General features: G+C 62.3%; 15 protein-coding genes. 13 read left to right on the forward strand and 2 right to left on the reverse strand.

What is annotated here, in order from left to right:
* The 13 genes from AC1DF8_RS20725 (at position 1) to AC1DF8_RS20785 (ending at position 15,963) form a co-directional block, all read left to right on the forward strand.
* Positions 1-1,212 (forward strand): ABC transporter permease, encoded by a 1,212-nt coding sequence (locus AC1DF8_RS20725; RefSeq protein ID WP_478154736.1) that lies wholly within the window; start codon positions 1-3, stop codon positions 1,210-1,212.
* Positions 1,209-2,381, forward strand: coding sequence for an ABC transporter permease (locus tag AC1DF8_RS20730; protein ID WP_478154738.1), 1,173 nt, complete (start codon positions 1,209-1,211; stop codon positions 2,379-2,381). Before AC1DF8_RS20725 ends, AC1DF8_RS20730 begins: the two co-directional genes overlap by 4 nt.
* 107 nt (positions 2,382-2,488) lie before the next feature.
* Positions 2,489-3,484, forward strand: a complete 996-nt coding sequence (locus tag AC1DF8_RS20735; protein WP_113208980.1) for an aldo/keto reductase — start codon at positions 2,489-2,491, stop codon at positions 3,482-3,484.
* A 48-nt stretch (positions 3,485-3,532) separates the two neighbouring features.
* Entirely contained in the window at positions 3,533-4,042 is a 510-nt protein-coding gene (fae, locus tag AC1DF8_RS20740; protein WP_018114704.1) for a formaldehyde-activating enzyme, read from the forward strand.
* Position 4,043: 1 nt separating this feature from the next.
* The gene (locus AC1DF8_RS20745) at positions 4,044-5,489 is read left to right on the forward strand and encodes an NAD-dependent succinate-semialdehyde dehydrogenase (protein ID WP_478154740.1); all 1,446 of its coding nucleotides are present in this window, start codon (positions 4,044-4,046) and stop codon (positions 5,487-5,489) included.
* A 23-nt stretch (positions 5,490-5,512) separates the two neighbouring features.
* Positions 5,513-6,484: a LysR family transcriptional regulator gene (locus AC1DF8_RS20750; protein WP_246715475.1), complete on the forward strand. Its 972-nt coding sequence runs from the start codon at positions 5,513-5,515 to the stop codon at positions 6,482-6,484.
* A 36-nt stretch (positions 6,485-6,520) separates the two neighbouring features.
* Positions 6,521-8,146, forward strand: a complete 1,626-nt coding sequence (locus AC1DF8_RS20755) for an ABC transporter substrate-binding protein (protein ID WP_018114701.1) — start codon at positions 6,521-6,523, stop codon at positions 8,144-8,146.
* 52 nt (positions 8,147-8,198) lie between these two features.
* Positions 8,199-9,158: an ABC transporter permease gene (locus tag AC1DF8_RS20760; protein WP_348649764.1), complete on the forward strand. Its 960-nt coding sequence runs from the start codon at positions 8,199-8,201 to the stop codon at positions 9,156-9,158.
* Positions 9,159-9,165: 7 nt separating this feature from the next.
* Complete coding sequence (locus AC1DF8_RS20765; RefSeq protein WP_113014891.1) at positions 9,166-10,011, forward strand: ABC transporter permease; 846 nt, start codon at positions 9,166-9,168, stop codon at positions 10,009-10,011.
* Positions 10,008-11,597, forward strand: coding sequence for a dipeptide ABC transporter ATP-binding protein (locus tag AC1DF8_RS20770; protein ID WP_478154743.1), 1,590 nt, complete (start codon positions 10,008-10,010; stop codon positions 11,595-11,597). Before AC1DF8_RS20765 ends, AC1DF8_RS20770 begins: the two co-directional genes overlap by 4 nt.
* Before the next feature lie 96 nt (positions 11,598-11,693).
* On the forward strand, positions 11,694-13,112 hold the full coding sequence (aldA, locus tag AC1DF8_RS20775) for an aldehyde dehydrogenase (protein ID WP_478154745.1): 1,419 nt from the start codon (positions 11,694-11,696) through the stop codon (positions 13,110-13,112).
* 11 nt (positions 13,113-13,123) lie between these two features.
* Complete coding sequence (locus tag AC1DF8_RS20780) at positions 13,124-14,341, forward strand: mandelate racemase/muconate lactonizing enzyme family protein (protein ID WP_478154747.1); 1,218 nt, start codon at positions 13,124-13,126, stop codon at positions 14,339-14,341.
* Positions 14,342-14,349: 8 nt separating this feature from the next.
* Complete coding sequence (locus AC1DF8_RS20785; RefSeq protein ID WP_478154749.1) at positions 14,350-15,963, forward strand: GMC family oxidoreductase; 1,614 nt, start codon at positions 14,350-14,352, stop codon at positions 15,961-15,963.
* 9 nt (positions 15,964-15,972) lie between these two features.
* Here AC1DF8_RS20785 and AC1DF8_RS20790 read toward each other — a convergent pair whose 3' ends face one another.
* Together AC1DF8_RS20790 and AC1DF8_RS20795 are read right to left on the reverse strand one after the other, a co-directional pair.
* On the reverse strand, positions 15,973-16,449 hold the full coding sequence (locus tag AC1DF8_RS20790) for a cupin domain-containing protein (protein WP_112971247.1): 477 nt from the start codon (positions 16,447-16,449) through the stop codon (positions 15,973-15,975).
* Between the two features lie 73 nt (positions 16,450-16,522).
* Entirely contained in the window at positions 16,523-17,881 is a 1,359-nt protein-coding gene (locus AC1DF8_RS20795) for a M24 family metallopeptidase (RefSeq protein ID WP_478154751.1), read from the reverse strand.
* Positions 17,882-18,002 lie beyond the last annotated feature (121 nt).

Here is an 18,002-nt window from a genome sequence, read left to right on the forward strand (position 1 = left end):
ATGAAGCCGCCCGGCGGGCTTCGCCCCGGCTTCCTCCTGGTGTTCCGGCGGGAGTTCTACTGGTTCTATCGCCGGCCGTTTCTGCTTTTCCTGACGACGCTGCTCCCGTTGCTGCTGATGGGCGTGCTTGCCATCGTTTTCAGCGCGGGGCTGGCGACACGGCTGCCGATCGCCGTGCTCGACCTCGACGGCAGCGATCTTTCGAGAACGATCATCCGGGCTGTCGACGCGACGCCTGATACCGCTGTCGCCGTCAATGTCAGCGATCTCACGGAAGGCCGTGCGCTCATCCTGTCCGGCAGGGTTCACGGACTGCTGATGCTGCCACTCAATCTGGAGCGCGATGTTTTTGCCGGTCGGCGTCCAGAGGTGGTGTTCTTTTACAATACGCAGACGCTGACAACCGGTAATCTTACGCTCAGGGGCGTCAGTGCCGCCGTGCCGACCGTGGCCGCGGGCATCCGCCTGGCGCTGCGCACGGCACAGGGCCAGCCGGTCGAGATTGCGCAAGCCGATCTTTCTCCGATCCCCGTGCAGGTCAATCCGCTCTTCAATCCGACGCTCAACTACGCGCATTTTCTGCTGGCAGCGTTGATGCCCGCCTTGCTGCAGGTGGTGATCGTTACCACCATGGCCTACACGGTCGGCATGGATGCGGAAACAATGCACCGCCTTGTCATCCTGCGGCGGCTCGGCGGCGGTCTCTGGCCGGCGATGGCCGGCAAGATACTGCCCTACACGCTGATCTTCCTCGTGGTTCTCGGCCTGTCCGACGCCATTCTCTTCGGCCTGCTCGACATGCCGCTCCGGGGCGAGCGCTGGATCCTCGTCGTTGCCGGGCTGCTCTTCATCCTCGCAAACCAGTTCATCGGCGTGCTGCTCGCGCTTTTCCTGCGGCCGGTCGCAAGCGCCATCAGCGTCGGCACGCTGATCTTCGCACCGTCCTTCGGCTATATGGGCATCGGCTTTCCACGTCTGGCAATGAACGGCTTTTCCTACTGGTGGGGCGAACTCATTCCCGGCACCTGGTATCTGATGGCGAGGATCGATCAGACGATCCGTGGCACGCCCGTCGACTTGTCGCTGAGGCCGCTGATGGTGCTCGGCATATTCGTCCTGACGCTGGCAATCGTGACGGCGCTGCGGCTTGAAGTGTTCCGCATCCGCCGGCAGCGACGGGCGGCGCGGAGATTGAGGGAGGTCACGCCATGAGGGCCTTGCTGGCGATCTTCCGTATCGAGCTGATCCGCATCCTGACCCTGCGCCCGGCGCTCGCGGTACTGGTCTTTGGGCCGCTGATCTATGCCCTCTACTATCCGCAGCCCTATGCCAATGAGGCGCTACGCGACGTGCCGATCGCCGTCGTCGATCTCGACGATACGACGAGCAGCCGTGAACTGGTGCGCCGTATCGATGCGTCGAGCGATGTCGCGGTGGCTGCAACGCTGCCGGATCAGGTCAGTGCGGAGCGGGCGGTGCAAGGACGCCAGCTCTACGGCATTCTGGTCATCCCTCAATATTTCGAACGTGATCTCTTGCATGGACGACAGTCGCCAGTGGCACTTTATGGCGATGCCAGCTATTTCCTGATCTATCAGCGCATTGCCGGCGCGGTCGTTGCCGTTGCGAGGACCATGGGTGCCGAAATCGAGACGGCGCGGCTGATTGCGGCCAATATCGACCCGGTGCTGGCGGCAGCTGCCCCCGATCCCATGCCGTTGACGGCGGTCGCGCTCTTCAATCCGCAGGGCGGCTATGCCACCTATATCCTGCCCGCGGCCTTTGTTCTGATCCTGCAGCAGACACTGCTGATCGGCGTTGGCCTACTTGGGACGATCGGCAATGATGCCGCGGTGCGCAACCCGGCTGCTTCGGCGGCTGGCCCGCTTGCCCGTGTCGGCGGCAGGTTGCTTGCCTATCTCGTCATCGAGGCGATCGTGCTGCCCTTCTATCTGATCGTGCTGCCTTACCTATACGGCATTCCCCGCCTGGGCGGGTTGCTGACGATCTTTGCTTTCTGCCTGCCCTTCGTCCTGGCAGTCGCCGCGCTCGGCATGGTGATTGCGACCTTGTTCCGCAGGCCGCTCGCGGTTCAGCTCGTATGTGCCACGCTAGGGCTGCCTTTCATGTTCCTTGCCGGTTTTTCATGGCCGAGCGAAGCCATACCCGAGCCGCTGCGAACGCTGACCGTTCTTCTGCCGAGCACCAGCGCTATCAATGGCATCGTCGAGGTGTCGCAGCTTGGCGCTCCGCTTCAGGCAGTCCGGGGGCCTTTCCTTACGCTGTGGATACTTGCTGCAGTTTACGGGCTTCTTGCGGTGCTGCTGGACATCAGATCCGCCAGGGGAAAGCCTGCGGCACAAGCTCCTGCGGCCGGTTGATGGCACCGTATCTCATTTTGAGATAGCCGCATCGAATAAACCTATTTGTCACAATAGTGTCGCCACTGCATAGTCTTAGAAGGGAGAAACACTTTTAGGACATTGCTGTGGAATATGTGCGCTTTGGCCAGACCGGCCTGAAGGTTTCGTCGCTTTGCCTTGGTACCATGGGTATCGGGACATCCAAGTGGAAGGGTTGGGTGCTCGACGAGGAGAAGTCCGTACCGATCCTGAAGAAGGCGCTCGATGTCGGCATCAATTTCTTCGACATGGCGGACTGGTATTCGATCGGTGTCAACGAACAGGTCGTTGCCCGCACGCTGCTGTCGCTGACGGATCGCGAAAAGCTGGTGCTCGCCACCAAGGCCTTCTACCCGATGAGCGACGATCCGAACGACAAGGGCCTGTCGCGCAAGCATCTGATGGCGTCGATCGACAAGTCGCTGAAGCAGATGGGTACCGACTATGTCGACCTCTATGTCATCCACGCCTTCGATCCGGAAACGCCGATCGAAGAGACGATGTGTGCGCTTCATGACATCGTGAAGTCGGGCAAGGCACGCTATATCGGCGCTTCCACCATGTATTCCTGGCAGTTCGCCAAGATGAACCATGTGGCCGACAAGAACGGCTGGACACGGTTCGTCAACATGCAGTGCCAATATTCGCTGCTCTATCGCGAAGAAGAGCGTGAAATGATGCCTTACTGCCAGGACGAGGGCATTGCGGTCACGACCTTCTCGCCGCTCGCCCGCGGTTATCTCGCCGGCGGCGGTTCGGCCCCGCGCATCGCCCATGACCTCTATCTCGACTGGTTCGGCGACGAGATCGACCAGGAGATTGCCAAGCGCGTCAACGAGATTGCCGCCAAGCGCGGCAAGACGGCGAGCCAGATCGCCCAGGCCTGGGTCATTGGCTCCGGCAACAGCACGGTTCCGATCGTCGGCACGGAAAGCCCGGAGCACGTCACTGCCGCCATCGAGGCTGCGGCGATCGAGCTGACGGCCGAAGAACGCGCCTTCCTGGAAGAGCCCTACCGCCCGCGCGACATGATCAACGACTATAACCCGGTCCGTCGTCCCCGCGCGCTTTCAAAGGTGTGATGGGCGTAGGCATAATGGGTTCGACTCGCATCGCTATTGGAGATTTCAATGCTTTACATCGGTGAAGGCTTCGAGGGTTCAGGCCCGAATGCTGCTCATATCAATCTCTATCTCGGCCCGAAGAACGGTCCGATTTCCGGCGCGCTCGCTGGTGCGGCAGCAAGCCCCGGTCCCGGCCATCTGCCGTTCCAGGCGGTCTTGAAACCAAACCTGCCGGCAAAGCCAGTGACGCTTTTCATCGCCAAGGCAGTGATGGAGTCAGGCTCTTCGCATGAATTGATGACGTGGGGGCCGGCCCAGGCCGGTGTCGCCGCCGGTATTACTGCAGCGCTGCTGGACGGCTCGCTGCCGGCAGAAGCCGAGGACGACTGGGTCGCGATTGCAGCCGTATGGGTCAATCCGTCGGCAAACGACGCAGAAGAGGTATATCATAACAACAAGGCTGCGACACATCTTGCCGCCAAGCGCGCACTGATGAAAGGTTGGCCGTCGCGTGCCGAGCTTGCCGAAGGCGTAGCAACGGTCGGCAATCCGTTCTTTACGCCTAAGGTCGCCTGACATGAAACTCATCGAAGACAATGCGCTGATCGGCGGAGGCTGGGGAGGTGCTGTTGATAGCAAGCGCTTCGTCGTGCTCAATCCTGCCGACGGCAGCGAGCTTGCGACGGTGCCGGATTGCGGCGCTGCGGAAGCCCAGCAGGCGGTCGATGCTGCCGCCAGGGCTTTCAAGACCTGGCGCAAGACGCTAGCCTCGGAGCGCTCCGCCGTGCTGCGCCGCTGGGCAGAGCTGATGCTGGCCAATCAGGAAGACCTCGCGCGGCTCCTGACGGCCGAGCAGGGCAAGCCGCTGGCTGAAGCGCGCGGCGAAGTCGCCTATGCTGCCGGGTTCCTCACCTGGTTTGCCGAGGAAGGCCGCCGCTCGCATGGCGGCGTCGTGCCCTCGCACAAGGCCGATGCGCGCATTGTCGTGATGAAGGAGCCGGTTGGCGTCGTGGCTGCGGTCACGCCGTGGAATTTCCCGTTGGCGATGATCACCCGCAAGGTCGGTCCGGCGCTCGCTGCCGGCTGCACCATCATCATCAAGCCGGCCGAGGATACGCCGCTTTCGGCGCTGGCGCTTGCACGTCTCGGCGAAAAGGCCGGCGTTCCCGCCGGCGTCGTCAGCGTGGTAACGACGAAGTCGCCGGTCGATGTCGTCGGCGTCTGGATGAAGAGCCCGGTCGTGCGCAAGTTCTCGTTCACGGGATCGACTGCAACCGGCAAGCTGCTCATGAGACAGAGTGCCGATACGGTGAAGCGCATCAGCCTCGAACTTGGTGGCAACGCGCCGCTGATCGTGTTCGACGATGCCGATATCGATCAGGCCRTGCGCGGCACGATCGCCTCGAAATTCCGCAATACCGGACAGACCTGCGTCTGCGCCAACCGCATCCTCGTCGAGGACGGTATCTATGACCGCTATGCCGAGGCGCTTGCCAAGGCGGTTGCGGCGATGAAGGTAGCGCCCGGCGTCGAGGATGGCGCTTTGCAGGGGCCGCTCATCAATGCGCCGGCGCTGACAAAGGTCGAGCGGCATGTCAGTGATGCCGTCGAAAAGGGCGCCAAGGTGCTGACCGGCGGCAAGCGGCACGAGCGCGGCGGCCTGTTCTATGCACCGACGGTGTTGACCGGCATGACGACCGAGATGGCGCTTGCGACCGAAGAGACCTTCGGTCCCGTCGCCGGCCTCTTCCGCTTCAAGGGCGAAGAAGAGGCGATCGCGCTTGCCAACGATACCGAGACCGGCCTTTCGGCCTATTTCTTCACGCAGAATCTCGGCCGCGCCTGGCGTGTTGCTGAAGCGCTGGAAGCGGGCATGGTTGGCATCAACGAAGGCGTGATCTCGACGGAAGTCGCGCCATTCGGTGGCGTCAAACAATCCGGCCTCGGTCGCGAAGGTGCTGCCGAAGGGCTCGATGAATATCTGGAAAGCAAATACGTCTTGTTCGGCGGGCTTGCGGGATAATGACGGAGGATCGCTCTCCACAGATGAAGAAGGATCCGGCGGTCGATCGCCGCCGGTTGCCGTTGAATGCGCTCAGGGCCTTCGAGGCTGTGGCGCATCATGGCAGCTTCACGGCGGCAGCCGCTGCGCTCAACATTTCGCAAAGCGCGCTTTCGCGGCATGTCATCGGTCTGGAAGAGAGCATCGGGCGCAAGCTTTTCGAACGAGGGCACAAGGCGACGACGCTGACGGATGCCGGGCGCTCGCTTGCCGCCGGCATCGGCAAGGGCTTCGACCGTATCGAACAGGCACTGAAGGAGGTCTGTGCGCCGGATGAGCAGCGCCAGCGCAAGCTGCGCATCAACCTGCCGCCGAGCTTTGCGATGAAGCTCACCGTGCCGCTGCTGACGGATTTCCGACGCAGCTTTCCTGAGGTGCTTCTGGAGGTTTCAACACCTTACGGGGTGCCGGACAGCGAATTCGATGTGGCGGTCGTCTATGCACGTCCGGCCGTCGATGAATGGATCACCGACCTGCTCTGGGAGGAGCGGCCGACGATCCTGTGCCATCCCGATCTGGTGCGGGGAGGGATTTCGGATCTGGCAAGTTTCATCGCCGCAAACGAGATCATCCATGTCAAGATCGTCGACATGGAGCCCTACCTTACCTGGCAGCGCTTCCTCGTGCAGAACGGTCTTGCCGGGGTTGCCGTGGCGCGGGGCGTGACATTCGACAGCGCCAGTCTCGGGGTCCAGTACGCATTGTCGGGGCAGGGACTGGTGCTCGCTGATCCGGCGCTGTTTCGGGAGGAAATAGAAAGCGGCCGCTTGGTTGCGCCGGTTACCGCACACTATTACGAAGGCTTCGGCTATTACCTGAAGACCGATGCGGAAGGGCTGGTGGATCCTCTGATTGCAGGATTTCGATCCTGGATCATCAGCCGCTTCAGCAATCGTATGGTGAACGACGGTGAAAAGCCCGCCCTGCGCATCGTGTCTGGCACAGAGGGTGTCTGATAGCGACCATACTGCCAATCAAGGAGGAGGCAGATCATGACTGAATTGAAAACCAACAGCGGCAAGCCGCTGCATCCCTCGGTGCCGGAACTGTGTGAACAGGTTCGCGCCGGCAAGATCGACCGCCGCGGCTTCCTGCGTGCCGTCGCCTGGCTCGGTGTGACGGCGGCCTCCGCCAGCGCCTTCCTTGGTGACAGCAAGCCGGCACTCGCCGAGGAAACGCCGACGGATGGCGGCACGCTGCGTTTCGGCTGCCAGATCCAGGAGCTGACCGATCCGATGATGACGAGCTGGATCGAGGCCTCGAACCTCTATCGCAACAGCCTGGAATTCCTCACTTTCGTCGATGCCGATAATGTCACGCATCCCTATCTGGCCAAGAGCTGGACGCCGTCTGCCGATCTCAAGACCTGGGATTTCGAGCTCGACGAGCGCGCCAAATGGTCGAACGGCGATGCCTTCACGCCTGAGGACGTAATCTTCAACATTCAGCGCTGGATCGCGCCTGATTCGCAGTCTTCCAACAAGACCGCCTTCTCGGCCGTCGAGAAGGTCGAAAAGACCGGCGATCATGCGGTCCGCATCACACTGTCGCGCGCGGTCTCCTCGCTGCCCGAACAGCTCTATTCCTACACCTGCCCGATGCTGCATCGCGACTTCGTCAAGGGCGGCGCCAACTGGCCGGCCAATCCAATTGGTACCGGCCCCTTCAAGCTGGACGCTTACGAAGTCGGCCGTCAGGCTGTCTTTTCCAAGCGTGCCGATTACTGGGGCACGCCGGCTCATCTTGACGGCATCCAGTACATCGACCTCGGCACCGATATCACCACGCATCTCGCAGCCCTTTCGAGCGGCCAGATCGATATCATCTACCGCGCGACGATCGCCGAATACGATCTCATGAAGTCGCTGCCGAACATCCAGATCCTGACGGGCAAGGCAGCGCATACGCTCGTCATGCGTATGCAGTCCGACCAGAAGCCGTTCGACGATGTTCGCGTCCGCAAGGCCGTGCAGCTTGCCGCCGACAACAAGCAGATGCTCGACGTCGCCTATCGCGGCGAAGGCGAAGTCGGCGCCAATTTCCACGTCTCGCCGGTTCAGCCTGATTACTTCGCGCTGCCGGCGGTCGCCCGCGATGTCGAGAAGGCCAAGGCCCTGCTTGCAGAAGCCGGCCACAAGGATGGCCTGGATATCGAGCTGACGCTTGGTAACACGCAGGGTACCTGGGAACAGGATACCGCGCAGGTGCTGCAGCAGAACCTGGCAGAGGCCGGCATCCGGCTGAAGCTCAACGTCCTGCCGGCCTCGCAATACTGGCCGATCTGGGACAAGGTTCCCTTCGGTCTCACCTACTGGGCGCACCGTCCGCTTGGCGCGATGACGCTCGATCTGGCCTACCGCTCGGGCGGCGCCTGGAACGAGAGCCATTTCGCCAGCAAGGAATTCGACGCTGCGCTCGACAAGGCTCTTGCCGTCGTTGATCCGGCCAAGCGCCCCGAAGCCATGAAGGATGTCCAGCAGATCCTGCAGGATTCCGGCGTCATCGTTCAGCCCTACTGGCCGAACCGCTTCAGCGCCGCAGCCACCACCGTCCGCGGCTACGTGCTCCATCCGGCGGATTACTTCCGCATGGATGGCGTCTGGCTCGCCAAGGCTTGATCTTCGGCGGGGCCGCCATCAGGGCGGCCCCGAACCGGCAAAGAGGTGGTTCGTGTCCGTTTTACTTTTCATTCTCCGTAAACTGGCAAGCGCTCTCGCGGTGATGTTCACCGTATCGCTGCTCGTTTACCTGGCGCTGGAGGTCAATGTCGGCGACGTCGCCGTCAAGGTCCTCGGCCAGTTCTCGACACCGGCCCAGCGCGCGCAGTGGCTGACGGCCAATGGTTACGACGATCCCTTCATCATCCGTTACGGCCGCTGGCTCTGGTCCTTCGTGACCGGCGACTGGGGCATGTCCACCTATTATCGTGCGCCGGTTTCCCAACTGATCCCCGACCGCCTTGCAGCTTCGGGCATCCTTGCGGGCGGAGCGCTGCTCATCATCGTTCCGGTCGGCCTGTTCGCGGGCATCATCGCCGGCATGCGTCCGGGTTCGGTTCTCGACCGCGTCATTTCGTTTATCTCGATCGCCACGACCTCGATCCCGGATTTCGCATCCGCCGTCTTCTTCTCGGCCGTCTTCGTGTTCTGGCTGCACTGGCTGCCCGGCGCCAGCACCATGCTGACCGGTTTTTCGCTACAGCAGATCATCCTGCCGGTTCTGGTGCTCGGCTTCTATTCCACCGGCTATCTGGCGCGTGTCACTCGCGCCTCGATGATCGAAGTCATGGGCACGCATTATGTTCGTACGGCGCGGCTGAAGGGTGCGAGCACCGCGCGCATTGTCTGGCGTCATGCACTGCGCAATGCGCTGATCACGCCTGTTACAGTGATCATGCTGCAGTTTCCCTGGCTCTTGTCCGGCGTCATCGTTGTGGAGGTCTTCTATGCCTACAAGGGCTTTGGCACGCTGCTCTATGACGCCGCGCTCAACAGCGACATCCGCCTCGTCGAGGCCTGCGCGATGGTGAGCGTCGTGGTCGTCGTTGCCACACAGATCCTCTCGGACCTCGCTTATGGCTGGCTCAATCCACGGGTCTCGCTGCTTGATGCGGCCAAGGGACGGAAGTGAGGGCGCCATGCGGAAAGCTGTAAAACCCTATCTTTCCAACCCGGTCGTCGTGATCGGCGGTTTCCTGACGATCGGCTGGCTGCTGGTGGCGATCTTCGCGCCGTTGCTTGCGCCCTACGATCCGATCCGCACGCTGCTGCCACTCGCAAAGCCTGGTATGGCCGATAAATCCGGTAACATCTTCTGGCTCGGTACAGACAAGCTCGGCCGCGATATTCTCTCACGTCTGATCTATGGCGCGCGCACGGTGGTGATCTTCTCGACACTTGCGACGCTGACGGCCTACGTGGTCGGTGTAGCACTCGGGCTTGTCGCCGGGTACTGGCGCGGCTGGGGCGATGCGGTTTTGTCCTACATCGCCAATGTGGTGCTCTCTTTCCCGGTGCTGGTTCTCTATATCGTCATCATCGTCGTGGTCGGTTCTTCGCCCTTCAACATCGTGCTCGCCGTTACCTTCGGCAGTGCACCGGCGATCTTCCGCATCGTGCGTGGCATCACCATCGATGTCGCAAGCCGCGATTACGTGGCTGCGGCGGTGACGCAGGGCGAAAGCACCTGGCGCATCATGGTCTTCGATATTCTGCCCAATGCCAGCGGGCCGCTCGCAGTCGATTTCTGCCTGCGCCTTGGCTACACGGCGATCACCATCGGCACGCTCGGCTTCCTCGGCCTCGGCCTGCCGCCACCGACACCGGATTGGGGCACGATGGTGAATGAAGGCCGCGCCATGGCGATCGCTTTCCCGCATCTCGTGATTTTTCCATGCCTTGCGATTTCGTCGCTGATGCTGGGCTTGAGCCTGCTGGCGGACGGATTGCGGGAAGTCTCGGAAGCGCAGGGGAGGCGCGCATGAGCAGCAACGAAAACCAGCAGATCCTTCGGGTCGAAAATCTGAGCGTGGCCCTGCCGAAGGGCGCCGACCGGCCCTACGCCGTGAAAGCTGCGAGCTTCGATCTGAAGCCGCGGGAAATCCTCTGTATCGTCGGCGAGTCCGGTTCGGGCAAGTCGGTCCTGTCGAGCGCTCTGATGGGCGCAGTCGCGGAAGGGCTGAAGGTTGCCGGCGGTAAGGTCATGCTTGGGGATACCGATCTCGTCGGTCTCTCCGAAAGGGCCTTCCGCGCTATCCGAGGCAGCGATATCGCCATGATCTTCCAGGAGCCGATTGCTTCGCTCAATCCGGCGATGACGGTCTCGGCGCAGATCGAAGAGGTCTTCGAACTGCATTCGGATTTCGATGCCGCCGAGCGCAGGAGACGTGCCCGGGCGCTGGTCGAATCCATGCATCTGCCGAACCCTGACCGTATCCTGCAGGCCTATCCGCACGAACTTTCCGGCGGCCAGTGCCAGCGTGTCGTCATCGCCATGGCGCTTGCCATGAACCCCCGCGTGCTGATCGCGGACGAGCCGACGACGGCGCTCGACGTGACGACGCAGGCGCAGGTGCTGAAGCTGGTGCGCGAACTGCGCGACCTGCATGACCACGGCATCGTCTTCATCACCCATGATTTCGGTGTGGTGGCCGATATTGCCGATCGCGTGGCGGTGATGCGCCATGGCGAGATCGTCGAGATCGGTGAGGCGAAGCAAGTGCTGACGGCCCCGAACCATCCCTACACCAAGGAGCTTATCGCAGCGGTTCCGAGCCTGACGCCACATGATCGTCCCGCCGCGCCGACAACCCCGGAGCCGGTGCTTGCAGTTCGTGATCTGCAGCATTCCTACGGCAGCGTTCAGGTTCTGAAGCACGTGGAGCTGACATTGCCGCCGGGCCGGGTTCTCTCCATCGTCGGTGAATCCGGTTGCGGCAAGTCCACGCTTGCCAAGGCCATGATCCGTCTGATCGAACCGAAAAGCGGCCGGGTAGAAGTGGCGGGTGCCGATCTTCTCGGTCTTTCGCCGGCGCCGCTGCGGGCTCGCCGCCGGTCGATCCAGATGATTTTCCAGGATCCGTTCGGCTCGCTCAATCCGCGCCGGCGCGTCGGGCCGATGATCGCCCGTTCGGCCATGCTTGCCGGTGTCGAGGCGGGCGAGGCACGACGGCGCGCGGAGGAGTTGCTCGATCTCGTTGGCCTGCAGAAGAGCGCCTATTGGCGCAAGCCATCTGCATTTTCCGGCGGTCAGCGGCAACGTATCGGCATTGCCCGGGCGCTTGCCATGCGGCCGGATGTGTTGATCGCCGACGAGAGCGTTTCGGCGCTCGACGTGTCGGTACAGGCGCAGGTTCTGAAATTGCTTCGCGAACTGCAGGAGAAGCTGCAGCTCGCAATCGTCTTCATCACCCACGACCTGCGCGTCGCTGCCCAGATCAGCGATGAGATCGTGGTGATGCAGAAGGGTGAAATCGTCGAGCGCGGCAGTGCGGCCCAAGTGCTGCAGGCGCCGACGCACCCCTATACGAGAACGCTTCTCGACGCGGCGCCGGGCCGCAGCACGTTCTAGCCGCCGCTTCCGGGCGTCGGCACCCTGTTTCGTTTCAACGCATGGCCGGCAGAGACCGGCATGCGCGTGGTCAGCTATTGTCCTGAGGATGCCGTCATGACGGAATATCGCAATTTCATCGCCGGAGAGTTCCGGTCTTCTGGCACGCTAGTGCCGGTGCTCAATCCGGCAACTGAAGCCCAGTTCGCCAAGGTGCCGTCGGCGACTGCTGCCGAGGCCATCGAGGCTGTGGAAGCCGCGGCAAAGGCGCAGAAGGAATGGCGTGCGCTGCCGGCGATTGCACGTGGCGACGCGTTGCGCAAGCTCGCCGCCGTCATCGAGCAGCGAGCTGAAAAGATCGGTGCCGCCCTGGCACTGGAGTCCGGTAAGAGCCTTGCCGATGCGACGGGCGAGGCGATCTATGGCGCCGAGCTGATGCGATACCACGCCGAATGGGCCCGCCGCATCGAAGGCGAAATCATTCCGAGCGACAATGCCAATGAGACGCTGCTTCTGAAGCGCGAGGCGATCGGCGTCGTCGCCTGCCTGATCCCCTTCAATTTCCCGATCTATACACTAGTGCGCAAGATCGCCCCGGCGCTGATCGCCGGAAATGCCGTCGTCGTGCGCCCGAGCAATTCGACGCCGACATCAGCTTTCGAGATTGCCGAAGCGGTGGCCGAAGCAGGTTTGCCGGCTGGGCTCGTCAACATTCTCACCATGTCGCACGAGGTTGCGGCGACGCTCTGCACCCATCCCAAGGTCGGCATGATCACGCTGACCGGCAGCCTGCAGGCGGGCCGTGTCGTGCTCGATTATTGCAAGGCGAATATCGCCAAGCCGTCGCTGGAACTGGGTGGCAAGACGCCTGTCATCATCGAGCCGGATGCCGATCTCGATGCGGTGGCCGCACAGCTCGTTGCCGCCAAGACCAATCATTGCGGCCAGCTCTGCACCGCGCCGGAGCGCGTCTATGTGCATCGCTCCATTCATGATGCGCTGCTTGCCAAGCTGAAGGCCGGCTTTGCCGCACGCTCCTTCGGCGACCGCTCGGTTGATGCGTCGCGCGTCGGGCCGCTTGCGACGAAATCAGCGCAGACGAATGTGCACAAGGCTGTCCTGAAGGCGGTCGAGCAGGGCGCGCATATCGAGGCCGGTGGTCTCCTGCCGGAAGGTGCGGGCTTCTTCTATCCACCGACGCTGCTCTCCAATTGCCGCCAGGACATGGAGATCATCGCCGAGGAAATCTTCGGGCCTGTTCTGCCCGTCGTTGCCTACGATACGACCGAGGAGGCGCTGGCGCTTGCCAATGACCACCAGTTCGGTCTGAGCTCGGTGCTCTTCACCAACAATCACCGCACGATCATGCGCTTTTCCGACGCAATCGAGGCCGGCGAATTCTACGTCAATCGCTTCCCGGCCGATCCCTATCAGGGTTACCACGCCGGCTGGAAACGCTCCGGCCTCGGCGGTGACGACGGCAAACACGGCATGCTCGAATTCACCCAGACGCGCCTCGTCATACTCAAGCATTGAGGATCACGGCCATGCAGATCGCATCGCTTTCCACCCATGTCGTCGCCGTCCCGCCGCCGCATATCGGCGGCATGTACTGGATTTTCGTGCGGCTGACGACGGCAGACGGTATTGAGGGTGTCGGGGAGATCTATTCGACCGCCTTCCATCCGCAGGCGCTCGTGCCGCTGATCGAGGATGTCTTCCAGCGCTACCTGCTCGGCCATGATCCGCATGATGTCGAGCGCTTCTGGCGGCTTGCCTATTCGAGCGGCTTCACGCAGCGGCCTGATCCGACGATGATGGGTATCGTCTCTGGCCTGGAGATCGCCTGCTGGGACATTATCGGCAAGGCGGCCGGCAAGCCGGTGCACAAGCTGATCGGCGGGCGCGTGCATGAGAAGCTGCGCGCCTATACCTATCTCTACCCGAAGAACGCGGCCGGCGAATACGACTATAACGATCCGGACCTTGCCGCCGAATGCGCGGTGAAGATGGTCGAGATGGGCTTTACCGCCGTAAAGTTCGACCCGGCCGGCCCCTATACAGCCTATTCCGGCCATCAGGTCTCGCTCGGCGTCATGGACCGTTGCGAGGAATTCTGCGCCAGAATTCGCGAGGCTGTCGGCAGCAGTGCTGATCTGCTCTTCGGCACGCATGGTCAGATGGTGTCGTCTTCGGCGATCCGGCTGGCGCAGCGGCTGGAGAAATATGACCCGCTCTGGTTCGAGGAGCCGGTACCTCCGGGGCAGGAAGAGGCGATGGCGGAAGTTGCCCGCAAGACCTCGATCCCGATTTCGACCGGCGAGCGGCTGACGACCAAATACGAGTTCCAGCGGGTGCTGGAAACCGGTGCTGCCTCGATCCTGCAGATGAACGTGGCGCGTGCCGGCGGCATTCTGGAATCCAAGAAGATCGCGAGCATGGCGGAGGCGCATTACGCGCAGATCGCGCCGCATCTCTACAACGGCCCTGTTGGTGCTGCGGCGAGCATCCAGCTTGCCGCGTCCTCGCCGAATTTCCTGATCCATGAGGCGATCGTCAATTTCTCGGGCTTCTACGCGGAGATCCTGAAGACGCCGCTGCACTTCGAGGATGGCTACCTGATCCCGTCAGACGAACCGGGGCTGGGCGTGGAACTCAATCTCGATGTCGTCGCCAAACACTCGCCTTACGAAGGGCAGCGACTGCATCTGCAAATGGATGACAAGCCCGCCGACGTGAAGGCTTTTGCCCCGGCCCGCGGCTGAGAACGAAGATGACGACATACGATTACATCATCGTCGGCGCCGGCTCGGCCGGCTGCATTCTGGCCGCGCGCCTCAGCGAGAGCGGCAGGCACAATGTGCTGCTGATCGAAGCCGGCGGCAACGATAGTTCGCCGTGGTTTCGCATTCCCGTCGGCTATGCGCGCTCCTATTACGATCCGAAGGTCAACTGGATGTACTGGAGCGAACCGGAAGCGGCGCTGAACGGCCGGCGCATTTATGCGCCGCGCGGCAAGGTGCAGGGCGGTTCGGGCTCGATCAATGCGATGATCTTCGTGCGCGGTGCCGCGGATGATTTCGACGATTGGAAGGCCGCGGGCAATCTCGGCTGGGGCTATGAGGACGTGCTGCCTTTCTTCCGCAAGCTGGAGACCCATGCGGGCGGCGAGAGCAAATATCATGGCGGCGGCGGGCCGATCCATGTGACGCCGATGCGCGGCCAGTCGCATGCGATCACAGACCGTTTCCTGGAGGCGTGCTCCGAATTGCAAATGCCGCTGAATGCGGATTTCAACGGCGAGAGCATCGAGGGCGCAGGCATCTACGACATCAATACACGCAACGGCATGCGCTCTTCCTCGTCGCTCGCCTATCTGCGGCCGGCGCTCGGGCGGCCCAATCTCGCGATCCTGCGCAACAGCCGGGTGCGCCGGGTGATCGTCGATGCGGAGGCGCGTGCCACCGGCGTCGAGGTGATCGGGCCGGGTGGCATTACCAGCTATTCGGCGCGGCAGGAGGTCATCCTCTCGGCCGGTGCCGTCGATACGCCGAAGCTGCTGCAGCTTTCCGGCATCGGTGACGGCGCGCATCTGCAATCCCTTGGTATTCCGTTCGTCCGGCATCTGCCGGCGGTCGGCAAGAACCTGCAGGATCATCTCTGCGCCAGCTTCTACTATCGTTCCACCGTGCCGACGCTGAATGACGAACTCGGCACGATCTTCGGACAGGCGCGGCAGGCCTTGCGTTACATTCTGACGCGACGGGGACCGCTGGCGCTCAGCGTCAATCAGGCTGGCGCCTTCCTGCGCGGCAGCCCTGAGGAAGAGCGGCCGAATATCCAGCTCTATTTCAATCCGCTCTCCTATCGCATTCCGACCGATCCGAAGGCGGGATTGAAGCCTGAGCCCTATTCGGGCTTTCTGCTGGCCTTCAACTCGTGCCGGCCGACGAGCCGCGGTTCGATCAACATCGTCTCCCCAGAGCTGACGGACGCGCCGCAGATCCGGCCGAATTATCTCGGAACCGTCCATGACGAGGAAGAGGTGATCCAGGGCAGCCGGCTGGTGCGGCGTATCATGGAGGCGCCGGCGCTGCGGGCGATTACCGAAATGGAGATGCCGCCTTCGGTAGAGGCGCGCACGGACGAGGAATTGCTCACCTATTTCCGCGGCAATTCCGGCTCGATCTACCATCTCTGCGGATCGGCAGCGATGGGGCCGGACGCCTCGTCGTCCGTGGTCGATGCATCGCTCAAGGTACACGGCATCAATGGGCTCAGGATCGTCGATGCTTCGGTCTTCCCGAATATCACGGCTGGCAATATCAACGCGCCTACGATGATGGTGGCGGAGAGGGGCGCGGCGATGATCCTCGCCGCTGCCTGAAAACTGGTCTCAGTGTCTGTGGATCGGATCGATCCACGGCACGTTTTCCGGCTTTTCGACCGGCTCGATATCGAGATTGACCACGACGGGTTCCTGGCCTGAGCGCACGAGCACGCATTCCAGCGTCTCGTCGCGGCTGGCATTGATTTCCTGATGCGGCACGAAGGGCGGCACATAGATGAAATCGCCAGGGCCAGCTTCGGCGGTAAATTCGAGGTTCTCGCCCCAGCGCATGCGGGCCTTGCCCTTCACCACATAGATGATGCTTTCGAGATCGCCGTGATGATGGGCGCCGGTCTTGGCATTGGCATGGATCGTCACCGTGCCGGCCCAGATCTTCTCGGCGCCGGCGCGTGCATTGTTGATGGCGGTTGCGCGGTTCATGCCGGGCGTCTGGGCGGTGTTCGGATCGAGCGCATTGCCGGGAATGACCTTCACGCCATGTTCGCGCCAGTCGATATGCTTGTGGTCGTGATCGTCGCTCATGCCGCTCCTCCTGCTTTCAGATCAATCTAGGCAAGGCAGGACCGGCGGCCAAGGGCTGCCGGTCCTTTATCCATCATTCGCGGATCAGCACGTGATCGGCTTTCAACCAGAAGGGCGGCAGATAAAGCGGCGTATCCGAAAGCGGCAGGATGGTTTCTTTAAGGGCAACGCCCAGCTTGTCGGCCATGAAGGCGCGGCGCGCGGCGATGCGGGCATGCATTTCCGGATAGCGGCTGCGGATGGCGTCACGCAGATCCGCATTGGCAAAGGCAATCGCATCTTCCGAGTTCAGCGCCCAGCCGGCCGGCATGGGCACGGGGATGACATCGACCTGGAAGGGCATGCCGGAGCGCAGGCGCTCGGTGGAGCCGGGGCGAACCGGCGAATGCAGCCACTCCTCGTGGCTGCCGAGGTGGCCAGGATTGAGAGCGGAGTTCAGGCCGGCGGATTTCAGCTTTTCGGTGACGGCAGTGAAGAGTTCGCCGCCGGTCGTGCCGATATCGGCGGTTTCGTACCAGGTGATCAGCGCCTCGAAATAGGCCTTGGCGGGCTTGAGGAAGGCCTCATCATGATCGGTCAGCAAGCCGGCGCGCGAGGAGAGGGCGCCCCAGTAGCCGAGCGCAGTTGTGACGCCATCGCCCTTCTTCATGCGCCGCGCCGTCGGGCTGCGCAGGCCGACGATGTTTTCGCCCTTGCTGACGGAGGCGAACATGGTGTGGACGTTGAGTGGATCGCCTTCATAACCAAGCCGTCCGAGCGCTTCGAACTCGCTGTCGCCTTCACGAACGCCCGAGACGACGCGCCAGAGCGCGCGCGAGCAGCGAGCCGAGGCCCATTCAAAAGCGGCGAGCTGATCGACATCGACGACAGAGCGCAGGCCGTTTTCCGGATGCATCAGGACGGTGGTCGCGTCGGTGACGCTGCCGGCGAGACGGCGCAGCACTGAGACGATGAAGTCGGGAACGAAAAAGCAGTTTGCGTGGTCTTCGTCCTCTTCCACCGAAAGGTATTTCCAGCCGACGAGCCCGATGCTCTGGCCCTTGCCAATACCGGCGTCTTTCAGGCGATCGACAAGGCGCGGGTTCCGGCTGCGGTCCTGGCCCATCAGACTGAAGCTTTGCGCCCGCAGTACTTCGACGCCGGGCAGCCCGGCGAGAACCGTATAGCTTTCGGATTCATTGCCGGTGATGACGACACGCTTGCCCTTGGGGCCGAGCAGCAGAAGCGCTTCCTCGAAGCGTGGTTCGAAACCGGAGAGGAACATGATGTTGCCGAAGTGCTCGCGGTCTGCGTAGACGACGAGCCAGTCGGTGCCGGCGGCTTTCAGCGCGGCATCGGCACGGGCGGCATAGGTCTCGGCCGGGATCCGTGGCTGATCGGCGGTTACAGGTCCGAAATCTGGCAGGGTGACGGGTGCGAGGTTGATTGCCATGCGGTTCCTCCATTCAGGCTGGCATCGACGAAAAAGGGCTGTGGCACCGGTTTCAGTGCCATGAAAGTGGATGATTGCAAGTTTCCGATAGCGAAGATGCACGACTGTGCGCTATCACGCC

The organism is Rhizobium sp. 05N49, from assembly GCF_056396805.1.

Bases quoted from the DNA above. Each gene is read 5' to 3' on its own strand.
- AC1DF8_RS20725 (WP_478154736.1), top strand. From the start codon at position 1: ATGAAGCCGCCCGGCGGGCTTCGCCCCGGCTTCCTCCTGGTGTTCCGG.
- AC1DF8_RS20730 (WP_478154738.1), top strand. From the start codon at position 1,209: ATGAGGGCCTTGCTGGCGATCTTCCGTATCGAGCTGATCCGCATCCTG.
- fae (WP_018114704.1), top strand. From the start codon at position 3,533: ATGCTTTACATCGGTGAAGGCTTCGAGGGTTCAGGCCCGAATGCTGCT.
- AC1DF8_RS20750 (WP_246715475.1), top strand. From the start codon at position 5,513: ATGAAGAAGGATCCGGCGGTCGATCGCCGCCGGTTGCCGTTGAATGCG.
- AC1DF8_RS20755 (WP_018114701.1), top strand. From the start codon at position 6,521: ATGACTGAATTGAAAACCAACAGCGGCAAGCCGCTGCATCCCTCGGTG.
- AC1DF8_RS20765 (WP_113014891.1), top strand. From the start codon at position 9,166: ATGCGGAAAGCTGTAAAACCCTATCTTTCCAACCCGGTCGTCGTGATC.
- AC1DF8_RS20770 (WP_478154743.1), top strand. From the start codon at position 10,008: ATGAGCAGCAACGAAAACCAGCAGATCCTTCGGGTCGAAAATCTGAGC.
- aldA (WP_478154745.1), top strand. From the start codon at position 11,694: ATGACGGAATATCGCAATTTCATCGCCGGAGAGTTCCGGTCTTCTGGC.
- AC1DF8_RS20780 (WP_478154747.1), top strand. From the start codon at position 13,124: ATGCAGATCGCATCGCTTTCCACCCATGTCGTCGCCGTCCCGCCGCCG.
- AC1DF8_RS20785 (WP_478154749.1), top strand. From the start codon at position 14,350: ATGACGACATACGATTACATCATCGTCGGCGCCGGCTCGGCCGGCTGC.
- AC1DF8_RS20790 (WP_112971247.1), bottom strand. From the start codon at position 16,449: ATGAGCGACGATCACGACCACAAGCATATCGACTGGCGCGAACATGGC.
- AC1DF8_RS20795 (WP_478154751.1), bottom strand. From the start codon at position 17,881: ATGGCAATCAACCTCGCACCCGTCACCCTGCCAGATTTCGGACCTGTA.